At 69.5% G+C, this 17,396-nt stretch carries 12 protein-coding genes; 8 read left to right on the top strand and 4 right to left on the bottom strand.

Translation table 11 applies throughout. The annotated features are described in order from the left end of the window. Positions 1–106: 106 nt before the first annotated feature. On the bottom strand, positions 107–1,597 hold the full coding sequence (locus tag QH276_RS30055) for an MFS transporter (RefSeq protein ID WP_280397887.1): 1,491 nt from the start codon (positions 1,595–1,597) through the stop codon (positions 107–109). A gap of 205 nt (positions 1,598–1,802) precedes the next feature. Next, on the bottom strand, positions 1,803–2,471 hold the full coding sequence (locus QH276_RS30050; RefSeq protein WP_280397886.1) for a FadR/GntR family transcriptional regulator: 669 nt from the start codon (positions 2,469–2,471) through the stop codon (positions 1,803–1,805). A gap of 65 nt (positions 2,472–2,536) precedes the next feature. On the opposite strand from QH276_RS30050, the gene QH276_RS30045 reads away from it, so the two are divergent. The 6 genes from QH276_RS30045 to QH276_RS30020 all read left to right on the top strand — a co-directional run bounded on the left by QH276_RS30045 (position 2,537) and on the right by QH276_RS30020 (position 11,003). Beyond that, positions 2,537–3,799 carry an MFS transporter gene (locus QH276_RS30045; protein ID WP_280397885.1) on the top strand — a complete coding sequence of 421 codons (1,263 nt, stop codon included), beginning with the start codon at positions 2,537–2,539 and terminating at the stop codon, positions 3,797–3,799. Positions 3,800–4,121: 322 nt separating this feature from the next. After that, complete coding sequence (locus QH276_RS30040) at positions 4,122–5,585, top strand: nitrate/nitrite transporter (protein ID WP_432278586.1); 1,464 nt, start codon at positions 4,122–4,124, stop codon at positions 5,583–5,585. A 25-nt stretch (positions 5,586–5,610) separates the two neighbouring features. Continuing rightward, complete coding sequence (gene nirB / locus QH276_RS30035; protein WP_280397883.1) at positions 5,611–8,136, top strand: nitrite reductase large subunit NirB; 2,526 nt, start codon at positions 5,611–5,613, stop codon at positions 8,134–8,136. A gap of 340 nt (positions 8,137–8,476) precedes the next feature. Beyond that, positions 8,477–8,875: a nitrite reductase small subunit NirD gene (nirD, locus tag QH276_RS30030; RefSeq protein WP_280397882.1), complete on the top strand. Its 399-nt coding sequence runs from the start codon at positions 8,477–8,479 to the stop codon at positions 8,873–8,875. Further along, positions 8,872–10,089 (top strand): uroporphyrinogen-III synthase, encoded by a 1,218-nt coding sequence (locus QH276_RS30025; RefSeq protein WP_280397881.1) that lies wholly within the window; start codon positions 8,872–8,874, stop codon positions 10,087–10,089. Before nirD ends, QH276_RS30025 begins: the two co-directional genes overlap by 4 nt. A 65-nt stretch (positions 10,090–10,154) precedes the next feature. Further along, on the top strand, positions 10,155–11,003 hold the full coding sequence (locus QH276_RS30020; RefSeq protein WP_280397896.1) for a sirohydrochlorin chelatase: 849 nt from the start codon (positions 10,155–10,157) through the stop codon (positions 11,001–11,003). Here QH276_RS30020 and QH276_RS30015 read toward each other — a convergent pair. Both QH276_RS30015 and QH276_RS30010 read right to left on the bottom strand, forming a co-directional pair. Further along, the gene (locus QH276_RS30015) at positions 10,987–11,415 is read right to left on the bottom strand and encodes a TA system VapC family ribonuclease toxin (protein ID WP_280397880.1); all 429 of its coding nucleotides are present in this window, start codon (positions 11,413–11,415) and stop codon (positions 10,987–10,989) included. The two genes, QH276_RS30020 and QH276_RS30015, sit on opposite strands and share 17 nt — an antisense overlap. Continuing rightward, on the bottom strand, positions 11,412–11,666 hold the full coding sequence (locus QH276_RS30010) for a hypothetical protein (protein ID WP_280397879.1): 255 nt from the start codon (positions 11,664–11,666) through the stop codon (positions 11,412–11,414). Before QH276_RS30010 ends, QH276_RS30015 begins: the two co-directional genes overlap by 4 nt. Positions 11,667–11,879: 213 nt before the next feature. Here QH276_RS30010 and QH276_RS30005 point away from each other — a divergent pair, with 213 nt between their 5' ends. After that, the gene (locus tag QH276_RS30005; RefSeq protein WP_280397878.1) at positions 11,880–16,601 is read left to right on the top strand and encodes an AMP-binding protein; all 4,722 of its coding nucleotides are present in this window, start codon (positions 11,880–11,882) and stop codon (positions 16,599–16,601) included. After that, positions 16,598–17,371: a DUF6875 domain-containing protein gene (locus QH276_RS30000; protein WP_280397877.1), complete on the top strand. Its 774-nt coding sequence runs from the start codon at positions 16,598–16,600 to the stop codon at positions 17,369–17,371. The genes QH276_RS30005 and QH276_RS30000 overlap by 4 nt, the downstream gene beginning before the upstream one ends. Positions 17,372–17,396: the final 25 nt, after the last annotated feature.

Genomic DNA, 17,396 nt, shown 5'->3' with positions numbered 1-17,396 from the left:
CCGCGGGGGGGGGGGGGCGCGCTGCTTTTTTTTTGTTGTGTGGGGGGGTGTTTTTTCTTGGGGGGGGGCGTCGTTTCCCCCCGCCCCCCCCCCCCTCGTCACTCCGTCAGACGTTCGCGTAGGCCAGCGAGGGGACCCGGTGCACGGCGAACGAGGCCCGCCGGTAGAACCACCAGGTGACCCCGGCCATCACCAGGAACGCGGCGGCGTACGCCCAGAAAGCCGGTTCCATGGTGCCGAAGTTGGTGTTGGACAGGCGCAACGCCTGCTGCAGGACGAAACCGCCGAAGGCGCCGACCGCGCCGATGACCCCGATCGCCGCGCCCGCCTGCCGTTTGGCCGAGGCCGCGGCTTCGAGCGGTTCGATTCCGTGTTCGGAGGCGTACTTCTTTGCTTCGGCGCTGAAGATGGACGGGATCATCCGGTAGGTGGAACCGTTGCCGATACCGGTGAGCACGAACAGCACCAGGAAGGCCATCAGGTACAGCGGGAAACTCTTCATCTCCAGCGCGGCCATGATGAGCGCCACCGCGACCGCCATCCCGGCGAACACGGCGATGGTGATCTTCGCGCCGCCCCCGAGTTTGTCCGAGATCCAGCCGCCGAACGGCCGGGAGAACGAGCCGACGAGGGCGCCGAGGAAGGCCAGGTTACCGAGGGTGGTGATCCAGCCGATGCTCGCCAGATCGGGGAAGTTGGCCTTGATCAGGGTCGGGAAGGCGAACGAGAACCCGATGAACGACCCGAAGGTGCCGATGTAGAGAAAGGCCATCACCCAGGTGTGCCGGTTGGTGAGCGCCAGTTTGTAGGAGCGGCCGTCGGATTTCGCGGTGGACAGGCTGTCCATATAGCGCAGTGCGCCGAACATGGCGGCGAGGATGAACGGCACCCACACCAGCACCGACAGGGTGATGCCGAACCGGTATCCGGCGGCGTCCTTCGCGGTGAGATGGGTGCCGAGGGTGATCAGCAACGGCAGCAGCAGCTGGGTCTGGGCCACCCCGAGATTCCCACCGGCGGCGTTGATTCCGAGGGCGGCGCCCTTCTTCCCGTCGGGGAAGAAGAACGAGATATTGGCCATCGACGAGGAGAAGTTGCCGCCACCGAAACCGGACAGTGCCGCCAGCACCACGAAAACCCACATCGGGGTGCCGGGCTGGTTGACGAAGAAGATCAGGCCCAGGGCGGGAATCAGCAGCATGCCCGCGCTGAACGCGGTGAAGGCACGGCCGCCGAAGCGGGGGATGGCGAAGGTGTAGGGGATGCGTAGCGCCGCGCCGACAAGTGTCGGGATGGAAGTCAGCAGCAGGGCGTTGCTCACCGCGACCGGGTTACCGCTGCCCAGGCCTTCCAGGAAGCCGAAGCCGGCGGCACCCATACTGGTGACCACGCTGGCCCAGAGGACCCAGATACTGAATCCGAGGTTCTCGGCGAAGACCGAGAAGATCAAATTCTTGCGCGCCGTGCGGTCGGCGCCGGCGGACCAGAACTGTTCGTTGTCGGGCTCCCAGCGGTCGATCCAGCGCCCGCGGCGCCGGTGGGTGAACGATGGTGCCGTATCGGATGATTGCTGGCCGGTGTCGACAATCGCGGTCATCGGCGTCCCTCTCGTCATGACTCGGTATGCCCGGAGAACCGGGGCGTACGGCGCGGCGGCCGGGTGGTCGAGTGCGGTGTTGTGACGTGAGAAAACGCTAGAAGCACGGTGTTTCAGCGGAATAGCGCGCTATGACGATCGGCGCAAATCCCGCTCACGATCACCGAATGGGTGGGTGATCGGTCCGTAACCTCGCTGGAACTCGTCAGCGGTCGGGGTATTCCGCGAGGAGTGAGTCCAAGAAGCAGCGGGTGGTTTTGGCGGCGCGTTCGGCGTCACCGTCGGTGATCGCCTGCACCAGTTCGGTGTGTTCGGCGCTGTACCAGCTGTCGATCCGGTTGGTCCGCGAGCGGATCGAGGATTCGATACAGCCGAGCAGCGAATCGTAGAACTCCAGGTACACCGCGTTGTGGCTGGCGACCACGATCGCGCGGTGCAGCTGGACGTCGGCTTCGATCGCGGCGGCACGGTCGATGCGCCACAACCGGTTTCGTTCCCCGAGCAGATGGGTGAGCTCGGCGATATCCGATTCGTCGCGGCGGTGGGCGGCCAGCGCGGCCGCGGTGGCCTCCAGACCGTGCCGTAGTTCGAGGACATCGCGTTCGGCGGCCTCGGCGAAGTATTTCCCGAGGGTGCCGCCGACTTCGGAGGTGGCGATGACATAGGTACCCGAACCCTGCCGCCGTTCCAGCATGCCGGCATGGACCAGCGCCTGGACGGCCTCGCGGAGGGTATTGCGACCGGTACCGGTCAGCTCGGCGAGTTCGGGTTCGGTGGGGATCCGCGTCCCGACCGGCCAGCGTCCCGAGCGGATATCCTCTTTGAGTTGCTCGGTGACCTGGGCGATGAGACTGGTGCGGCGAACGCTTTGCACGCTGACAGAGTACCGCCCGTCACAACTCCCTTGCCCCAGTCATAGGGTCATCCTATGATTTCTCGGTGACTGCAGCGTTGCCCCAGGCCACCCGTCCGGCCGACCCGTCTCCTGCGGGCCGGCGTCGCACGCTCACCGAAGGTCGCCTGCTGGTACTGGCGGCGATCATCATGTCGGCGCTCACCCTTCGCGTAGCCGTCACGGCATTCACCCCGCTCGCCGAGGAGATCGGCGAACGCATCGGCTATTCCACGGCCGTCGTCGGCGTCTTCGGCATGATCCCGACCCTGATGTTCTCGGTGACCGGTCTGCTCACGCCCATGCTGGCGCGGCGTCTCGGACTGGAATGGACCGTGCTCCTGGCCATGACCGCCGCCGGAATCGGCATGCTCGCCCGGGTGCTCGTTTCGGGCACCGCCGGACTGCTGTTGTTCTCGGCGCTGGCCCTGGGCGGTATGGGGATCGGCAATATCGTGGTGCCACCGCTGGTGAAGCGGTACTTTCCCGATCGCCTCGCCACGGTGAGCGCGCTCTACATCACCATGGTGCAGATCGGTACGGTCATCCCCGCTCTGGTGGCGGTGCCACTGGCCGAAGCGCACGGCTGGCGGGTCTCGCTGGGGGTGTGGGCGCTGCTCGGGTTCGCCGCGGCCCTCCCCTGGATCGGTGTTCTGCGCACCCGGCGTGGCGCGGCGGTGGCGGATACGACCGGCCTGCCCGGCGCGACCCCGGGTGCCGGCCCGAAAGTATGGCGCTCGCCGCTCGCCTGGGGGATGTCGGCCATGTTCGGGATGACCTCGCTGACCACCTATTCGGTGTTCACCTGGTTGCCGACCATTCTCTCCGACGCCGGCGCGGACGCTGCCTTCGGTGGCTCGATGGTCGCACTGTTCGCGTTGATGGGGCTCGTCGCGGCCCTCACGGCGCCGACGGTGGCGGCCCGCCTGGCCAATCCCTTCCCCGTGGCCGTGGGCTGCGCGGTGTGTTTCCTCGTGGCCTTCGCCGGCCTGCTGATCGCGCCGATGAGCGCGCCGGTGCTGTGGGTGGTGATCCTCGGGCTGGGGCCCAGCACCTTCCCGATGGCGCTCACCCTGATCAACCTGCGCACCCGTACTCCGGCCGGTTCCGCGGCCCTGTCGGGGTTCACCCAGGGCGTCGGTTACGCGCTGGCCTGTATCGGTCCGGTGGTGTTCGGAATGCTGCACACCGTAACGGGCGGCTGGGCGGCCCCGTTCGCGCTGCTCGGTGTCTCCGTGGTGGTGCTGCTGATCGGCGCCTGGCAGGCCTGTAAACCGCGGCTGCTCGAGGACGGGCCCGCCGGCGGCTGAGCACGCCGTGGGGCCGCGGGCCCATGACCGGATCCGGCTCCCCGGTTGCGCCCGGGCGTGACGCAGGTCATCATTTGCGCAGGCCCTCACCGTGTTTCCCGGTGAAAGTGGGCAGTTCGTGACGCCCGGAAACTCCTGTGTGACACCGAGTTAACAAGCGCGGGTTTCTCACCTGCCCGGTCCGAACCGCGTGAGAAACCGTTGATTCGGCGGTCATTTTGGGCAGCATTGCGGCAATACCCGTTTCCTAACGTGGGGTCGAACCACGTTGGGAGGCCCTTTGAACACGCAGACAGAAAGTCGCCGCAATGCCGTCCAGGCGTTGTTCCGGCGACCGAAGCTGGAGCGCTGGGACGCCGAGGACACCGCGGCCTGGGAGGCCGGCGGTAAGAAGATCGCCACGCGCAACCTCATCTGGTCGGTCGTCGCCGAGCACATCGGATTCTCGATCTGGTCCATCTGGTCGGTCATGGTGCTGTTCATGCCCACCGAGACCTACGGGATCGACGCGGCCGGCAAGTTCTTCCTGGTCGCGGTACCGACCCTGGTCGGTGCGATTTTGCGCATCCCGTACACGGTGGCGACGGCCCGTTTCGGCGGTCGCAACTGGACCGTCTTCAGCGCCGGCGCGCTGCTCGTTCCGGCCCTGCTCACGCTGTACTTCGTGAACCAGCCGGGCACGTCCTACACGACCTTCCTGATCGTCGCGGCGTTCGCCGGTCTGGGCGGCGGCAACTTCGCCTCCTCGATGACCAATATCAATGCCTTCTATCCGCAGCGCCTCAAAGGCTGGGCGCTCGGTATGAACGCGGGCGGCGGCAATATCGGCGTACCGGTCATCCAGCTGTTCGGGTTGCTGATCATCGCCACCCTCGGCAACGAGTACGCCTCGGTGATCTGCGCGACCTACCTGGTCCTGGTGGTCCTGGCCGGCCTCGGCGCCGCGCTGTTCATGGACAACCTGCCGAACCAGAAGGCCGATCTGTCCTACATGCTCACCGCGCTGAAGGTGCCGCAGTCGTGGGCGGTGTCGTTCCTCTACATCGGTACCTTCGGGTCGTTCATCGGGTACAGCTTCGCGTTCGGCCAGATCCTGCAGATCAGTTTCGTTGCCGGTGGCGATACCGCCGCCGAGGCCACCCTGCACGCCGCGCAGATCGCGTTCATCGGGCCGCTGCTCGGTTCGCTGGCCCGGCCCTACGGCGGCAAACTGGCCGATCGGATCGGCGGCAGCAAGGTCACTGTGTTCACCTTCGCGGCCATGATGGTCGCGGCGGTGGTGGTGGCGGTGGCCTCGACGGTCGCCGACGGGTCCGCGCACGGCTTCTCCGGTCCGGTGCTCGCGGTGCTGGTCGCCGGGTTCGTGGCGCTGTTCGTGCTCTCCGGGGTGGGCAACGGGTCGGTCACCAAGATCATCCCGTCGGTCTTCGACGCCAAATCGCGCAGTCTCGACGCGAGCCCCGCCGACCGCGCCGCATGGGCGCAGAACACCTCCGGTGCCCTCATCGGTTTCGTCGGTGCCATCGGGGCGCTCGGCGGGGTCGGGATCAACCTGGTGCTGCGGTCGTCCTACGCGTCGACGCAATCGGCGACCGCCGCCTTCTGGGTGTTCATGGCGTTCTACATCGTCTGCGCCCTCGTCACCTGGTCGGTGTTCCTGCGCCGGCCCCGCCGCACCGCGCCCGACCGGGAAATCGTCGCCGAAGCCGAGGCCCTGGTCCGCCGGGCCGAATCCGCCCGTACGCCCCAGCCCACCGAACCCCGGTCCGCCCGGTCGTCGGTCTGACCACCGGATCTCCACGGAGGACACCATGAACGCACAGCGCAGAACAGTCGTCGTCGCCGGTCACGGCATGGTCGGGCACCGGTTCGTCGAGGCGCTCCGCTCCCGTGACGAGGCCGGGCAGTGGCAGGTCGTCGTGCTCAGCGAGGAGCAGCTGCCCGCCTACGACCGGGTGGGGTTGTCCTCCTACGTCGGCAACTGGGATCCGGCCTCGCTGGCGCTGCCCGGTAACGAGTACGCCGGCGATGATCTGGTGGACCTCCGCCTGGGGCAGCGTGCCGAGGCCATCGACAAGGACGCCCAGAAGGTGACCACCACCACCGGCGAGGTGCTGGATTACGACGCACTGGTCCTGGCGACCGGGTCGTATCCGTTCGTCCCGCCGGTACCGGGCCACGATCACCCCGAATGTTTCGTCTACCGCACCATCGACGATCTCGACGGCATCAAGGCCGCGGCCGAAGCGGCCGGGCCCGGTGCGCACGGTGTGGTCGTCGGTGGTGGTCTGCTCGGCCTGGAGGCGGCCAACGCGCTGCGGATGCTCGGGCTCACCCCGCATGTGGTCGAGTACAACGACCGCCTGATGCCGGCGCAGGTCGACGAGGGCGGCGGCGCGATCCTGGAGAAACTGGTCACCGACCTGGGCCTGCGGGTGCACACCGGTGTCGGCACGCAGGAGATCGGACGCCGGGAAGCGGCCGTGCCCGCCGATCGGCTCGAGATCAAACTCTCCGACGACACCGTGATCGACGCCGCGCTGGTGGTGTTCTCCGCCGGTATCCGCCCGCGGGACCAGATCGCCCGCGACGCCGGCCTCGAGGTGGGCCCGCGCGGCGGCATCATCACCGATCTGGGCCTGGCCACCTCCGATCCGAATATCTACGCGATCGGTGAATGCGCCGCGGTGGAAGGGGTCTGCTACGGCCTGGTGGCCCCCGGCTACACCACCGCGGAAATCGTCGCCGACCGGCTGCTGGGCGGGGCCGGTGAGTTCCCCGGCGCCGATATGTCCACCAAGCTCAAACTGCTGGGCGTGGATGTCGCCAGTTTCGGTGACGCGCACGGGAAGACCGAGGGCGCACTGTCGGTGGTGCTGCACGACGCGGCGCGCGGCACCTACGCGAAACTGGTGATCTCCGACGACGCGCAGACGTTGCTCGGCGGCATCCTGGTGGGCGACGCCACCCAGTACGCGGCGCTGCGCCCGCTGGTCGGGCGGCCGCTGCCGGCCGAACCGGCCGCGCTGATCTCCCCGGCCGGCGCGGAACTCGGCGCCGACGCGCTGCCCGACGAGGCGCAGATCTGCTCCTGCAACGATGTGAGCAAGGGCGCCATCTGCGGGGCCATCGCCGAGGGTGCCTGCGATATCCCCGCGATCAAGGCCTGCACCAAGGCCGGTACCTCCTGCGGCGGCTGCGTGCCGATGATCAAGAAGGTGCTCGAACAGTCCGGCGTCGAGATGTCCAAGGCGCTGTGCGAGCATTTCGAGCAGTCGCGTGCCGAACTGTTCCAGATTGTGCAGGCCACGGGTATCCGCACCTTCTCGGAGCTGATCGCCCGGCACGGTAAGGGCGCCGGCTGCGATATCTGCAAGCCGACCGTCGCCTCCATCCTGGCCTCCACCTCCAGCGATCACATTCTCGAGGGCGAACAGGCCGCGCTGCAGGACACCAACGATCACTTCCTGGCGAACCTGCAGAAGAACGGCACCTATTCGGTGGTGCCGCGGATGCCGGGCGGGGAGGTCACGCCCGAGCAGCTGATCGTGATCGGTGAGGTCGCCAAGGAGTTCGGTCTCTACACCAAGATCACCGGCGGGCAGCGGATCGACCTGTTCGGCGCCCGCGTCGAACAGTTGCCGCTCATCTGGAAACGGCTCGTGGACGCCGGTATGGAATCCGGCCACGCGTACGGTAAATCGCTGCGTACCGTCAAGAGCTGTGTCGGTTCGACCTGGTGCCGGTACGGCCAGCAGGATTCGGTGGGTATGGCGGTGCTGCTGGAGAAGCGCTACCGCGGATTGCGGTCGCCGCACAAGCTGAAACTGGCGGTCTCCGGCTGCGCCCGGGAATGCGCCGAGGCCCGCGGCAAGGATGTGGGCGTGATCGCGACCGAGAACGGCTGGAACCTCTACGTCGGCGGTAACGGCGGACTCACCCCGAAGCACGCGGTGCTGCTGGCCGGTGATCTCGACGACGAGACGCTGATCCAATACATCGACCGATATCTGATGTTCTACATCCGCACCGCGGACCGCCTGCAGCGCACCGCCCCGTGGCAGGAAGATCTGGGCATCGACTACATCCGCGAGGTGGTCTGCGAGGACAGCCTCGGTATCGCCGCCGATCTGGAAACGGCGATGGCGGCGCATGTGGCCGGCTACCGCGACGAATGGGCGGCGGTGCTCGAGGACGAGCAGAAACTGTCGCGCTTCGTCTCCTTCGTCAACGCCCCGGCCGAAGCCGATCCGACCATCTCGTTCGACGAGAGCGGCGAACGCAAGGTCCCGGTGTTGCTCGGCTTACCCGCCATGCCCGGCGGCGGTGGAGCGTAACCACGGAGGCGTGGTGGGTAAGCCGCGACGGCGCAGCCCGCCTGCCCTGGCCGGAGCGGCAGCGGAGCGTAACCATGGAGGGCGTGGTGGGCAGGCCGCGACGGCGCAGCCTGCCCGCCGTGCCCGGAGCGGCAGCGAGCGTAACGATGGAGGGCGTGGTGGACGTCGGGGCGAATACCGGTCGGCCGACAGGCTGTGAGCAGCGGAGACGCCGGACGGCGTGGAACCGGCGGATCCGCGGGCGTGGCGGTGCCGGCCGCTACGAGTGGGAAATGACGGCTTAACCGTGAGGAAACAGGACGCCGGTACCAATGGGTAAGGCGTGTGGAGGAGACACCAAATGACCGTGATCGATACCCCTGGCGTTGCCCCGACCACCACCGGGTGGACGCAGGCCTGCCGTCTCGACTATCTGATCCCCGGCCGCGGTGTGGCGGTGTTGTTGCCCAGCGGCGCCCAGGCAGCGCTGTTCCTGCTGCCCGAGGGCACGCTGTACGCGGTGGGCAATATCGACCCCTTCGGCCGGGCAGCGGTGATGTCGCGCGGGATCGTCGGCGACCGCGGCGGTGAACCGGTGGTCGCATCGCCGCTGCTGAAGCAGGCGTTCTCGCTGATCGACGGCCACTGCCTCGACGACGCGTCCGAATCGCTGCCGGTCTACGCCGTGCGTGTGGACGACGGGCTGGTCTCCATTTCCGACGAGCCCATGGTCGTGACCCCGAACGGCAGTACGGCATGACGGTCCCGGATACGAACACCTCGCTGGCCGGGTTCACCATCGGGATCACCGCGGCCCGGCGCGCGGAGGAATTCGCCACCCTGCTCACCCGCCGGGGTGCGACAGTCGTGTCCGCGCCGGCCATCCGGATCATTCCGCTGGCCGACGACACCGAACTCGAACGGGTGACCCGTGAACTCGTCGCCGACCCGCCGCAGATCGCCGTCGCGACCACCGGTATCGGTTTCCGCGGCTGGATGGAGGCGGCCGAGGGGTGGGGGCTGGCCGAACAGTTGCGCACCACCTTCGGCAGTACCCGGATGCTGGCCCGCGGCCCCAAGGCCAAGGGGGCCATCCGGGCCGCCGAACTGCGAGAGGAATGGTCGCCCGCGTCCGAATCGTCGGCGGAGGTGCTCGATCATCTGCTCGCCGAGGGAGTCGAGGGGGTGCGGATCGCGGTCCAGTTGCACGGTGCGACCACCGAATGGGAGCCCATTCCGGATTTCTGCGAGGTGCTGCGCTGCGCCGGCGCCGATGTGGTGCCGGTGCCGGTGTACCGGTGGGAGCCGCCCGCCGATCGCGGTCCGATGGACAACCTGATCGAGGCCATCGTGACCTCCGCGATCGACTGCGTGACCTTCACCAGCGCGCCCGCGGTGGCGTCGATGCTGATGCGCGCCAAGGAAACCGGTGTGCTCGAGGGTGTGCTGCACGCCCTGCGCAGCCGGGTACCCGCGGCCTGCGTCGGGCCCATCACCGCGGCGCCGCTGGAGGAGCTCGGGGTTCCGGTCACCATGCCCGGCCGGGCGCGGTTGGGTGCGCTGGCCCGGCATGTGGCCGAGGAACTGCCTCGCCGGGCCGGGCGGATCAATGCCGCGGGCCACACCATCAGCGTGCGCGGGGCGTGCGTGGTGGTGGACGGCACGGTGAAACAGCTGGCACCCGCGCCGATGGCGCTGATGCGTTCCCTGGCCCGGCATCCGGGTCGCGTGGTTTCCCGGGAGGATCTGCTGGCGACCTTGCCCGGCGGCGGCGAGGACACCCACGCGGTGGAGACCGCCATCGCCCGCCTGCGGGCCGGCCTGGGCACCCCGAAAGCGATCCAGACCGTGGTCAAACGTGGTTACCGGCTGGCCATGGATCCGGCCGAATGTACCGACAACAATGCCGACACCGCACCGCTGCCCGCGGTCCCGGCCCGTAACCGTTATGTGCGGACGGTGGTTTCCGGGTGAGGCCGCCGCAACCGCCCGCGCTGGTTCTGGTGGCACACGGAACCCGCAGCGCGAAGGGCGTGGAGATGATCGCCGCGCTGGCCGAGGCGGTGGGCCGGGAATTGGGCCACCGGCCGGCCGAATCGGGTTGTGCGCACAACACCGCCCCCGGCGTCCGCGAACGCCGGGGGCCGCATCGGACCGGCCCGCACGGATTCGCGGGATGCGGGTGCGTGACCGATCCCCGCGCGGGCCTCGGCGCCGGAACCCCGGTGGCCGATGCGGTCCCGCCGGTGCGTACCGCGTTCGTGGATGTGCTCGGGCCTTCTCCGGCCGAGGTCTTGCGTGACCTCACCGCTACGGCCGCAACCCCGAATCCCGTTCCCGCCGTGGTGGTTCCGGCCTTCCTGGCTTCCGGCTACCACGTCTACCAGGACGTACCACGGGAGGTCGCGGACAGCGGCCACCCGGCGGTGATGGTCACGCCCGCGATGGGCCCCGATCCCGCACTCGCCCGGATCATGGCCATGCGGTTGCGCGCGGCCGGTTGGCGTCCCGGCGACGCCGTGGTGTTCGCCGCTGCCGGTTCCTCGGATCCGCGGGCGCGTGCCGATGTGCGCCGCGCCGCCGCCATGCTGACCGCCCAGCTCGCGACGCCGGTGCGCACCGCCTACGTCGCCACGGGCGCGCCCCGTGTTCCGGACGTGGTCGCCCAGCTGCGTGCGCGGGGGCGGCAGCGCGTCTTCGTCGCCTCCTACCTCTTGGCGCACGGACTGTTCCACGAACGCCTGCACCAGGCAGGCGCCACCGGCGTCGCCGATCCGATCGGCGTACATCCCGCCGTGGTCCGGTTGATCGCCGACCGCTACCGTGCCGCCGGCCTCGGCCGGAGCGCGCTACCGCACCCGACCGAAACGGCTATCCCGCGAGCGTGACCACCCGGACCGAGGGATATCGCGCCGCGAGCTGCTGATCGAGTGTCACCAGTGCGGCATTGCTCGTCTGGGCGAAGGCGGCGAGATAGTCGGCGGTCCAGAGTTTGTGACTCGTCTCGTCGCGGGCGGAGAGCGCCCGGAAAACGGCGTTGAGATCTGTGGGTTCGTCCGTCCAGACGACTCGTTCGTCGTCCAGAAGTTGATCGATCACCCGCCATGCCGCACTGCGGGTGATCACGTCCTCCCGCATCACCGACGGATTGGACAACAGCCGCAGCAGGGAGGTCTGGGTGACCCGGCACATCAGGATATCGCCGCTCTCGTCATCGAACCACTTCATGGCGGCATGATGGTGCACATGCCGTGCCCATACCGCGGCCAGCCACACCCCGACGTCGACGAGTGTTGTCATGCGTACTTGTCGGCGTCGTCCCGGCCGAGGGCTTCGTCGATATCGGCGTTGGTGATATCCGCTGTGGGTTGTGTGTCGGCAGCGCCTACCAAGGGAAACCGGACTCGCCCGGTTTTCGCCGACCGGACGCCGGTGCCCACCTCATGCGCCAGGGCCTTGCTGAAGAGTTCTTTGAGGCTGAGCCCGCGCTGAGTCGCGGCGACCTTGGCGGCCCGCATGAGCTCGGGCGGCAGGTCGATCGTTGTGCGCATAAAAGCATTTTTAGCGCATCCGTTCGGGGTCTGCGAGGAGTTGCAGAGGGGCGAGCCGAAGCCGGTGCGCTACCTTGCTCGGCAGGCGTAGTGTTTCGCCGCAGGTGGATTCCGCAGGTAGTCGTAGCGGCCCGGGCCGGGCGCCGGACGCGCATGGATCGGCGCGCGCTGTGACCCGTTCCGTGCCGACCGGACGCAGGAGGCGCGGGCAAGGTGAGGCACCAGGGAACGGGATCGGAGTATCCGCTGTCGGCCGCGCAATTGCGCTGGTGGGTGGCGCAGCAGCTGTACCCGGATATCGCGAATACCGTGGCGATGTACCTGGATCTGCGTGGTCCGCTCGAGGTCGAGTTGATGCGGGAGTGCGGCCGGCGGGCTGCCCGGGAGCTCGAATCGCCGGGTGTGCGGGTGCGGGAGGTGGCCGGGCGGCCGCGGCAACAGGTGCGTCCGGAGGCGGAGCTGCCCTTCGCTGTACTGGATCTCGCCGGCCGGCCGGATCCGGTGGCCGAGGCGCTGGGCCGGATGGCGGACGACCATGTCGCGCGGCTCGATCCGCGCACCGATGAGCTCACCGTCGCGGTTCTGTACCGGGTGGCCGCCCAACGGCATCTGCTGTATCTGCGCAGTCATCATCTGGTGCTCGACGGGGCCGGTGCCGTGGCACTGCTGCGCCGGACCGGCGAACTGTACCGCGCCACGGTCAGCGGTGTGGCAGTGGAGGATACGGGCGGACTGGGCATCTCGGGGTTGCTGGCCGCCGAAGAGGACTATCGGCGGTCGGCGCGGGCAGTGGCCGACCGCGAATACTGGCTTGCCGCGCTGTCGGGCCTGGCCGAGCCGGTCGGGCTCGCCGGGCACCCCGCGGCGCCGCGGCCGCGGCCGCACCGGGTGTCGGCGACACTCGCACCGGCGACCGCGCGCCACGTCGCCGCGGCCCGGGCTCGGTACGGGGCTTCTTTCGGCGAACTCCTGATCGCCGCGTTCGCCTGCTGGTTCGCCCGGCTCACCGGAAACGACGACCCCGTGCTGTCGCTGCCGGTACCGGCACGCACCACGGCCCGGCTGCGCCGGTCGGCCGGGTCGGTATCGAATGTCGTACCGCTGCGGCTCACCGGTATCGCCCGGGGGACCGTCGACGCGGCGGTATCCGCGGTGCACACGAAAGTACTTGCGGCGCTGCGTCATCAGCGGTATCCCTACGAGGATATCCAGCGCGACCGCGGCGGCGTCCGGGTGGAGCGCGGCGGTTTCGGGCCGGTGATCAATGTGCTGGGCTTCGTGGAACCGCTGCGGCTGGGGCCGCTCACCGGGCACGCGCAGCTGCTGTCGCTGGGGCCGGTGGAGGATCTCCTGGTCAACGCATATCAGTTGGGTCCATCGGAAAGCACGATCAGTATCGACTTCCAGGGCAACCCGGCTCGCTACTCCGCCGCCACTCTGGCCTGGTACCACCGCGAATTCCTCGGCTACCTCGAGCGTTTCCTCGCCGCCGAGCCCAACGCACAGGTTGTCTGCCTCGACAACCCCGAAAGGCGCTCGGAGGAAAACGAATCCGTCATCCGGGCGGGCGCGCCGGATACCCGGAGGCCGGAATCTGCCGCGGCCGTTCGGCTGCTGCCCGAACTACTGCGTGCGGGCATGCACCGTCCGGATGTGGTGGCCGTGAGCGACGAGACCCGGTCCCTGACGTATCGGCAGGTGGACGACCTGTCCCGCGGCTGGGCGCAGGTGCTGGCCGAATGCGGCGCCGGTCCAGGGGTTCCCGTTGCCGCGGCGGTACCGCGTTCGATCGAATCGGTGCTGGCGCTCTGGGCAATCGCCACCGTGGGCGCCTGTTTCGTACCGATCGATCCCGCCGACCCGCCCCACCGGATCGCGGCAGTACTGGCCGCTGCTGGGATCAGGCTCGGACTCACGGTGGCAGCGGTACGGCCGGACCTGCCCGGAAACGATGACGGCTCCGGCGGCGGGGCCGACGCCACCGAATGCGTGCGCTGGCTGGAGCTGGATGGACCGGCCGGGGCGGCGGCGCAGACAGGCCGCGCGTGCGACGGTGCGTCCGGTGCCGATATCGCGCCGAACCGATCGGGCGCGGCGGGGAGCGCACCGGCTACCCGGGTGGTGCCGGAGTTGTCCGCGGCGAGCCGGGAGCGTCCGGTCCCCGGCTCTGAACAGGGTGCCGGCTCGACCGAACGGCAGCGGGAACCGGAAGCCCCCGGGGACGATCCCGTGGCTGTGGCAGCGCAGCGTGCTCGGGGGCCGGTGCACGTAACAACCGCCTCCGCACCCCAGCCGGCGCGGGACGCGGAGACGATTCCGGATCGGCGGCTCGGCGAGCGCGGCGCGGGCCCGGGCCGGCCTGACCCGGAGAAGGCAATCGGCCGGGACCGGGGGAAGGGCGGCACTGGACTGCCGGATGTGTATCCGGCTGCGGACCTCGGTAATCGGGCGGTGCCATGGGCAGGGCTGCGTGCGGACCATCCGGCGTATCTGATCCATACTTCCGGAACGACCGGGACACCGAAAGGTGTGCTCATCGGCCACCGGGGGTTGGGCCCGCTGACGGACTACCTCGTGGATCACTACGAGGTCGATACCGATTCGATTGTTTTGCATGCGCATTCGCCTGTATTCGACGCCCATCTGCTGGAGGTGCTCGCGGCGTTCGCGGCCGGGGCACGGCTCGTGGTCGCCGCGGCGGGGCCGGTGGCCGGTGGTGGACTCGCCGACGTGATCGAGGCGGCCGGGATCACCCATTTGCTCAGCACTCCCGCGGTACTCGGCACCCTCGAACCTGCCGGACCGCCGAGCCTGCGGGTGGTGGTGACCGGTGGTGAAAGCCCCGGCGCCGAACTCGTGCGGAACTGGGCGCCGCGGGTCCGGTTGTACAACGGCTACGGTCCCACGGAGGCCACCGTGATGACGATGCAGAGCGACCCGCTGCGGCCGGACGATCCAGCGCTCATCGGTCCGGCGCTACCGGGGGTGCGGGCGGCGCTGCTGGATACCCGGTTGCGACCGGTGGCCGCCGGCGGGCGCGGTGAACTGTATATCGGCGGTCCCGGGGTTGCGCTCGGCTACCTGCACGATCCCGCGGCCACCGCCGCTCGTTTCGTCGCCGATCCGGCGGGCACCGGCGCACGGCTGTATCGGACCGGGGATCTGGTGCGCTTCGATCCGGGCGGCTACGAATACCTCGGGCGGGCCGACCGGCAGCTCACCCTGCACGGGCGCCGGATCGAACCGGGCGAGATCGAATCGGTGCTCACCGCGGGCGCGGAGGTCGCTCAGGCAGTGGTAACGATTGCGGGCCAAGGACCGGCGGCCCGGCTGGTCGGCTATGTCGTCGTTGCCGAGGGCCACCGGTTCGACCCCGCGTTCACCTTGCGCCGGCTGCGCACCGTGCTGCCCGCACCGCTGGTGCCGGCCGCACTGGTCGAGCTCGCGCGTATTCCGGTGACCACCAACGGCAAGCTCGACCGCAACCGGCTGCCCGAGCCCGTGCTGCCGCACGCCTACCGCGCCCCCGAAACCGAGACGCAGCGGTTGGTCGCGGCACGGGTCGCCGGCGCGGTCGGCCGCACGGCGGTCGGCCTGGACGACGATTTCTTCGCCCTCGGCGGTAATTCCCTGCTGGGCGTGGGTCTTTCGGCCGAACTCGCCGAAGCGACGGGAGTTCCGGTCACCGTGCGCTGGTTGTACACCACGCCGACGGTGGCGGATCTCGCCGACCGTATCGCGGGCCACCACGACCCCGGCGCCGCCGCCGCACACCGGGAAGTACCGGCAGACTCCGGCCGGTCGCCGGCCGCGGCCCCACCGAGCCGGGGTATCGGCCCAACAGCCGGCCACGACCACGACCCTGCGGTCGCGACCGACGAGCCCGCATCCGCTGCGGTCGCCGGCGATTCGTCCGGCGCGGTGGACCATCGCATGTCTGATGCGGTGGACTCCGCGTCCGGCCCGGGAACGGCCCATGAGCGTGGCGCCGGGACATTTGCCGAGCCTGTGACGCGGGACGGTGCGTCCGGTGTGGGGGTCGGCGTGGCGATGGATCGCGCGCCTGCTGCGGTCGGCAGTGCGGCGGGTGCCGGGGCGGACTCCGGAGCCGGGGCGGCGGACGACGAAGGGTTGCAGATTCTGCTGCCGCTGCGGCGTGGGGGTGCGCGGCCGCCGTTGTTCTGTTTCCATTCCGCTGTACCGCTGGCGTGGTGCTATGCGGGCCTGTCCCGGCAGATCGGCGACCGGCCGGTCTATGGGGTCCAATCGCCGGTGCTCACTTCCGGGGAACCCGGCGCCCTGACAGCCGAGGCCCTCGCCGAGTGCTATCTGCGCGAGATGCTGCGAGTCCAGCCCGCGGGGCCCTATCACCTGCTCGGCTGGTCGCTGGGTGGTCAGCTCGCGCACGCGGTCGCTGTCGGGTTGCGTGCGCGCGGCCGGGAGGTCGCGGTCCTCGCGATGCTCGACAGTGTCGTATTCCCACCGGACGCCCCGCCTCCGCCGCGACCGCGGATGCGGGACCTGCTGACCCATCTGCTCGGCGACGAACCCGACGAGGCGCAGGCCGCGCGGGCGCCGGACCTGACCGCCGCCGAAGCCGCCGCCGAACTGGCGGCCGCGGGCCCGACTCTGGGCGCCGGTCTCACCGCGGTTCAGCTCGACCGGCTGCATCGCGCCTACATCGCCGGGGTCGAGATATCGGCCCGCTACCGGCCCGGAGTATTCGACGGCGACCTGCTGTACTTCTCGGCGACCCGGGGGATGACCGAGCTGCTCGACGCGCAACTGTGGCGGCCGCACGTCACCGGCGAGCTGCTCGAGTATCCGGTCGACGCCACGCACGGCCAGTTGATGAACCCGGAAGCGGTCGCGGTGATCGCGCCCGTGCTGACCGGCCATCTGGCACGCTGCGGTGAACCGGCGGGCAGCCGATGAGCGGGCGGCGGGCCATCGACCCGCCGGCCGCGCGGCGGCACCCGCACCCGGCACCGGGCGACACGGCCACCCCTCCGTATCGCGGCCCGCGCAGTGGTTCGGCTTGGCACGATGTGTACGACGACGCCGCCCGCTGGACCGCCGAACATCCCGACGCCGCGGTGCTGGTCCGCTGGATCGCCGACTATCTCGGCCGGCCGCATCCCGAGCTGGGCCGGGCGGGCCCGGTATGCCCGTTCGTCCGGCAGACGGCCGATCACCATGCCCTGTGGGCAGCGGTGGTTCGCGGGGGCGACGACCTGACCGCCGAGCAGATATCGGCCACCGTGCTGGATGCACATGAGCTGTACAACCGGCTGCGCGCCGGTGATTCCGACAACCGCCGGCTCACCACGGTCACCGTTTTCCCCGGCCTCACCCGCCACGACCGGATCGACGCCGTGCACCGCCGGCACAAGACCGCGGTGGTGCACGACGGCCTGATGCTCGGCCAGTTCTATCCCGGCTGCCGGGTGCCGGGGCTGTGGAACGCCGAGTTCCGCCCACTGGACGCACCACTGCCGATGCTGGTGATCCGGCCCATGATGACCACCGACTATCCGTTCCTGGTCGCCCGGACCGATTGGCTGTACGCGTATTTCGGCAAGGTCGCACCACAGTTGCCGCGCGCCCTGCGCTGGTCGATCGCCGAGCGGATGCGGGTGCCGGAGGCCGAGGCGGGGGCGATCACCGCGTTGCGGGTGCACGACGGCGACGAACACGCCAGGTGAATACGGCCGGGCCGGGTATATGCCG

This window comes from Nocardia carnea (assembly GCF_029869215.1).
Classification (GTDB): domain Bacteria; phylum Actinomycetota; class Actinomycetes; order Mycobacteriales; family Mycobacteriaceae; genus Nocardia; species Nocardia carnea_B.
Note: the sequence above shows the minus strand (reverse complement) of the source record. Positions and strands in the feature narration are given on the sequence as shown.

What these genes read in the sequence shown, in the direction of transcription:
- QH276_RS30000 (WP_280397877.1), top strand. Translation starts at nt 16,598, where the DNA reads ATGAGCGGGCGGCGGGCCATCGACCCGCCGGCCGCGCGGCGGCACCCG.
- QH276_RS30015 (WP_280397880.1), bottom strand. Translation starts at nt 11,415, where the DNA reads ATGACAACACTCGTCGACGTCGGGGTGTGGCTGGCCGCGGTATGGGCA.
- QH276_RS30055 (WP_280397887.1), bottom strand. Translation starts at nt 1,597, where the DNA reads ATGACCGCGATTGTCGACACCGGCCAGCAATCATCCGATACGGCACCA.
- nirD (WP_280397882.1), top strand. Translation starts at nt 8,477, where the DNA reads ATGACCGTGATCGATACCCCTGGCGTTGCCCCGACCACCACCGGGTGG.
- QH276_RS30020 (WP_280397896.1), top strand. Translation starts at nt 10,155, where the DNA reads ATGATCGCCGCGCTGGCCGAGGCGGTGGGCCGGGAATTGGGCCACCGG.
- nirB (WP_280397883.1), top strand. Translation starts at nt 5,611, where the DNA reads ATGAACGCACAGCGCAGAACAGTCGTCGTCGCCGGTCACGGCATGGTC.
- QH276_RS30010 (WP_280397879.1), bottom strand. Translation starts at nt 11,666, where the DNA reads ATGCGCACAACGATCGACCTGCCGCCCGAGCTCATGCGGGCCGCCAAG.
- QH276_RS30025 (WP_280397881.1), top strand. Translation starts at nt 8,872, where the DNA reads ATGACGGTCCCGGATACGAACACCTCGCTGGCCGGGTTCACCATCGGG.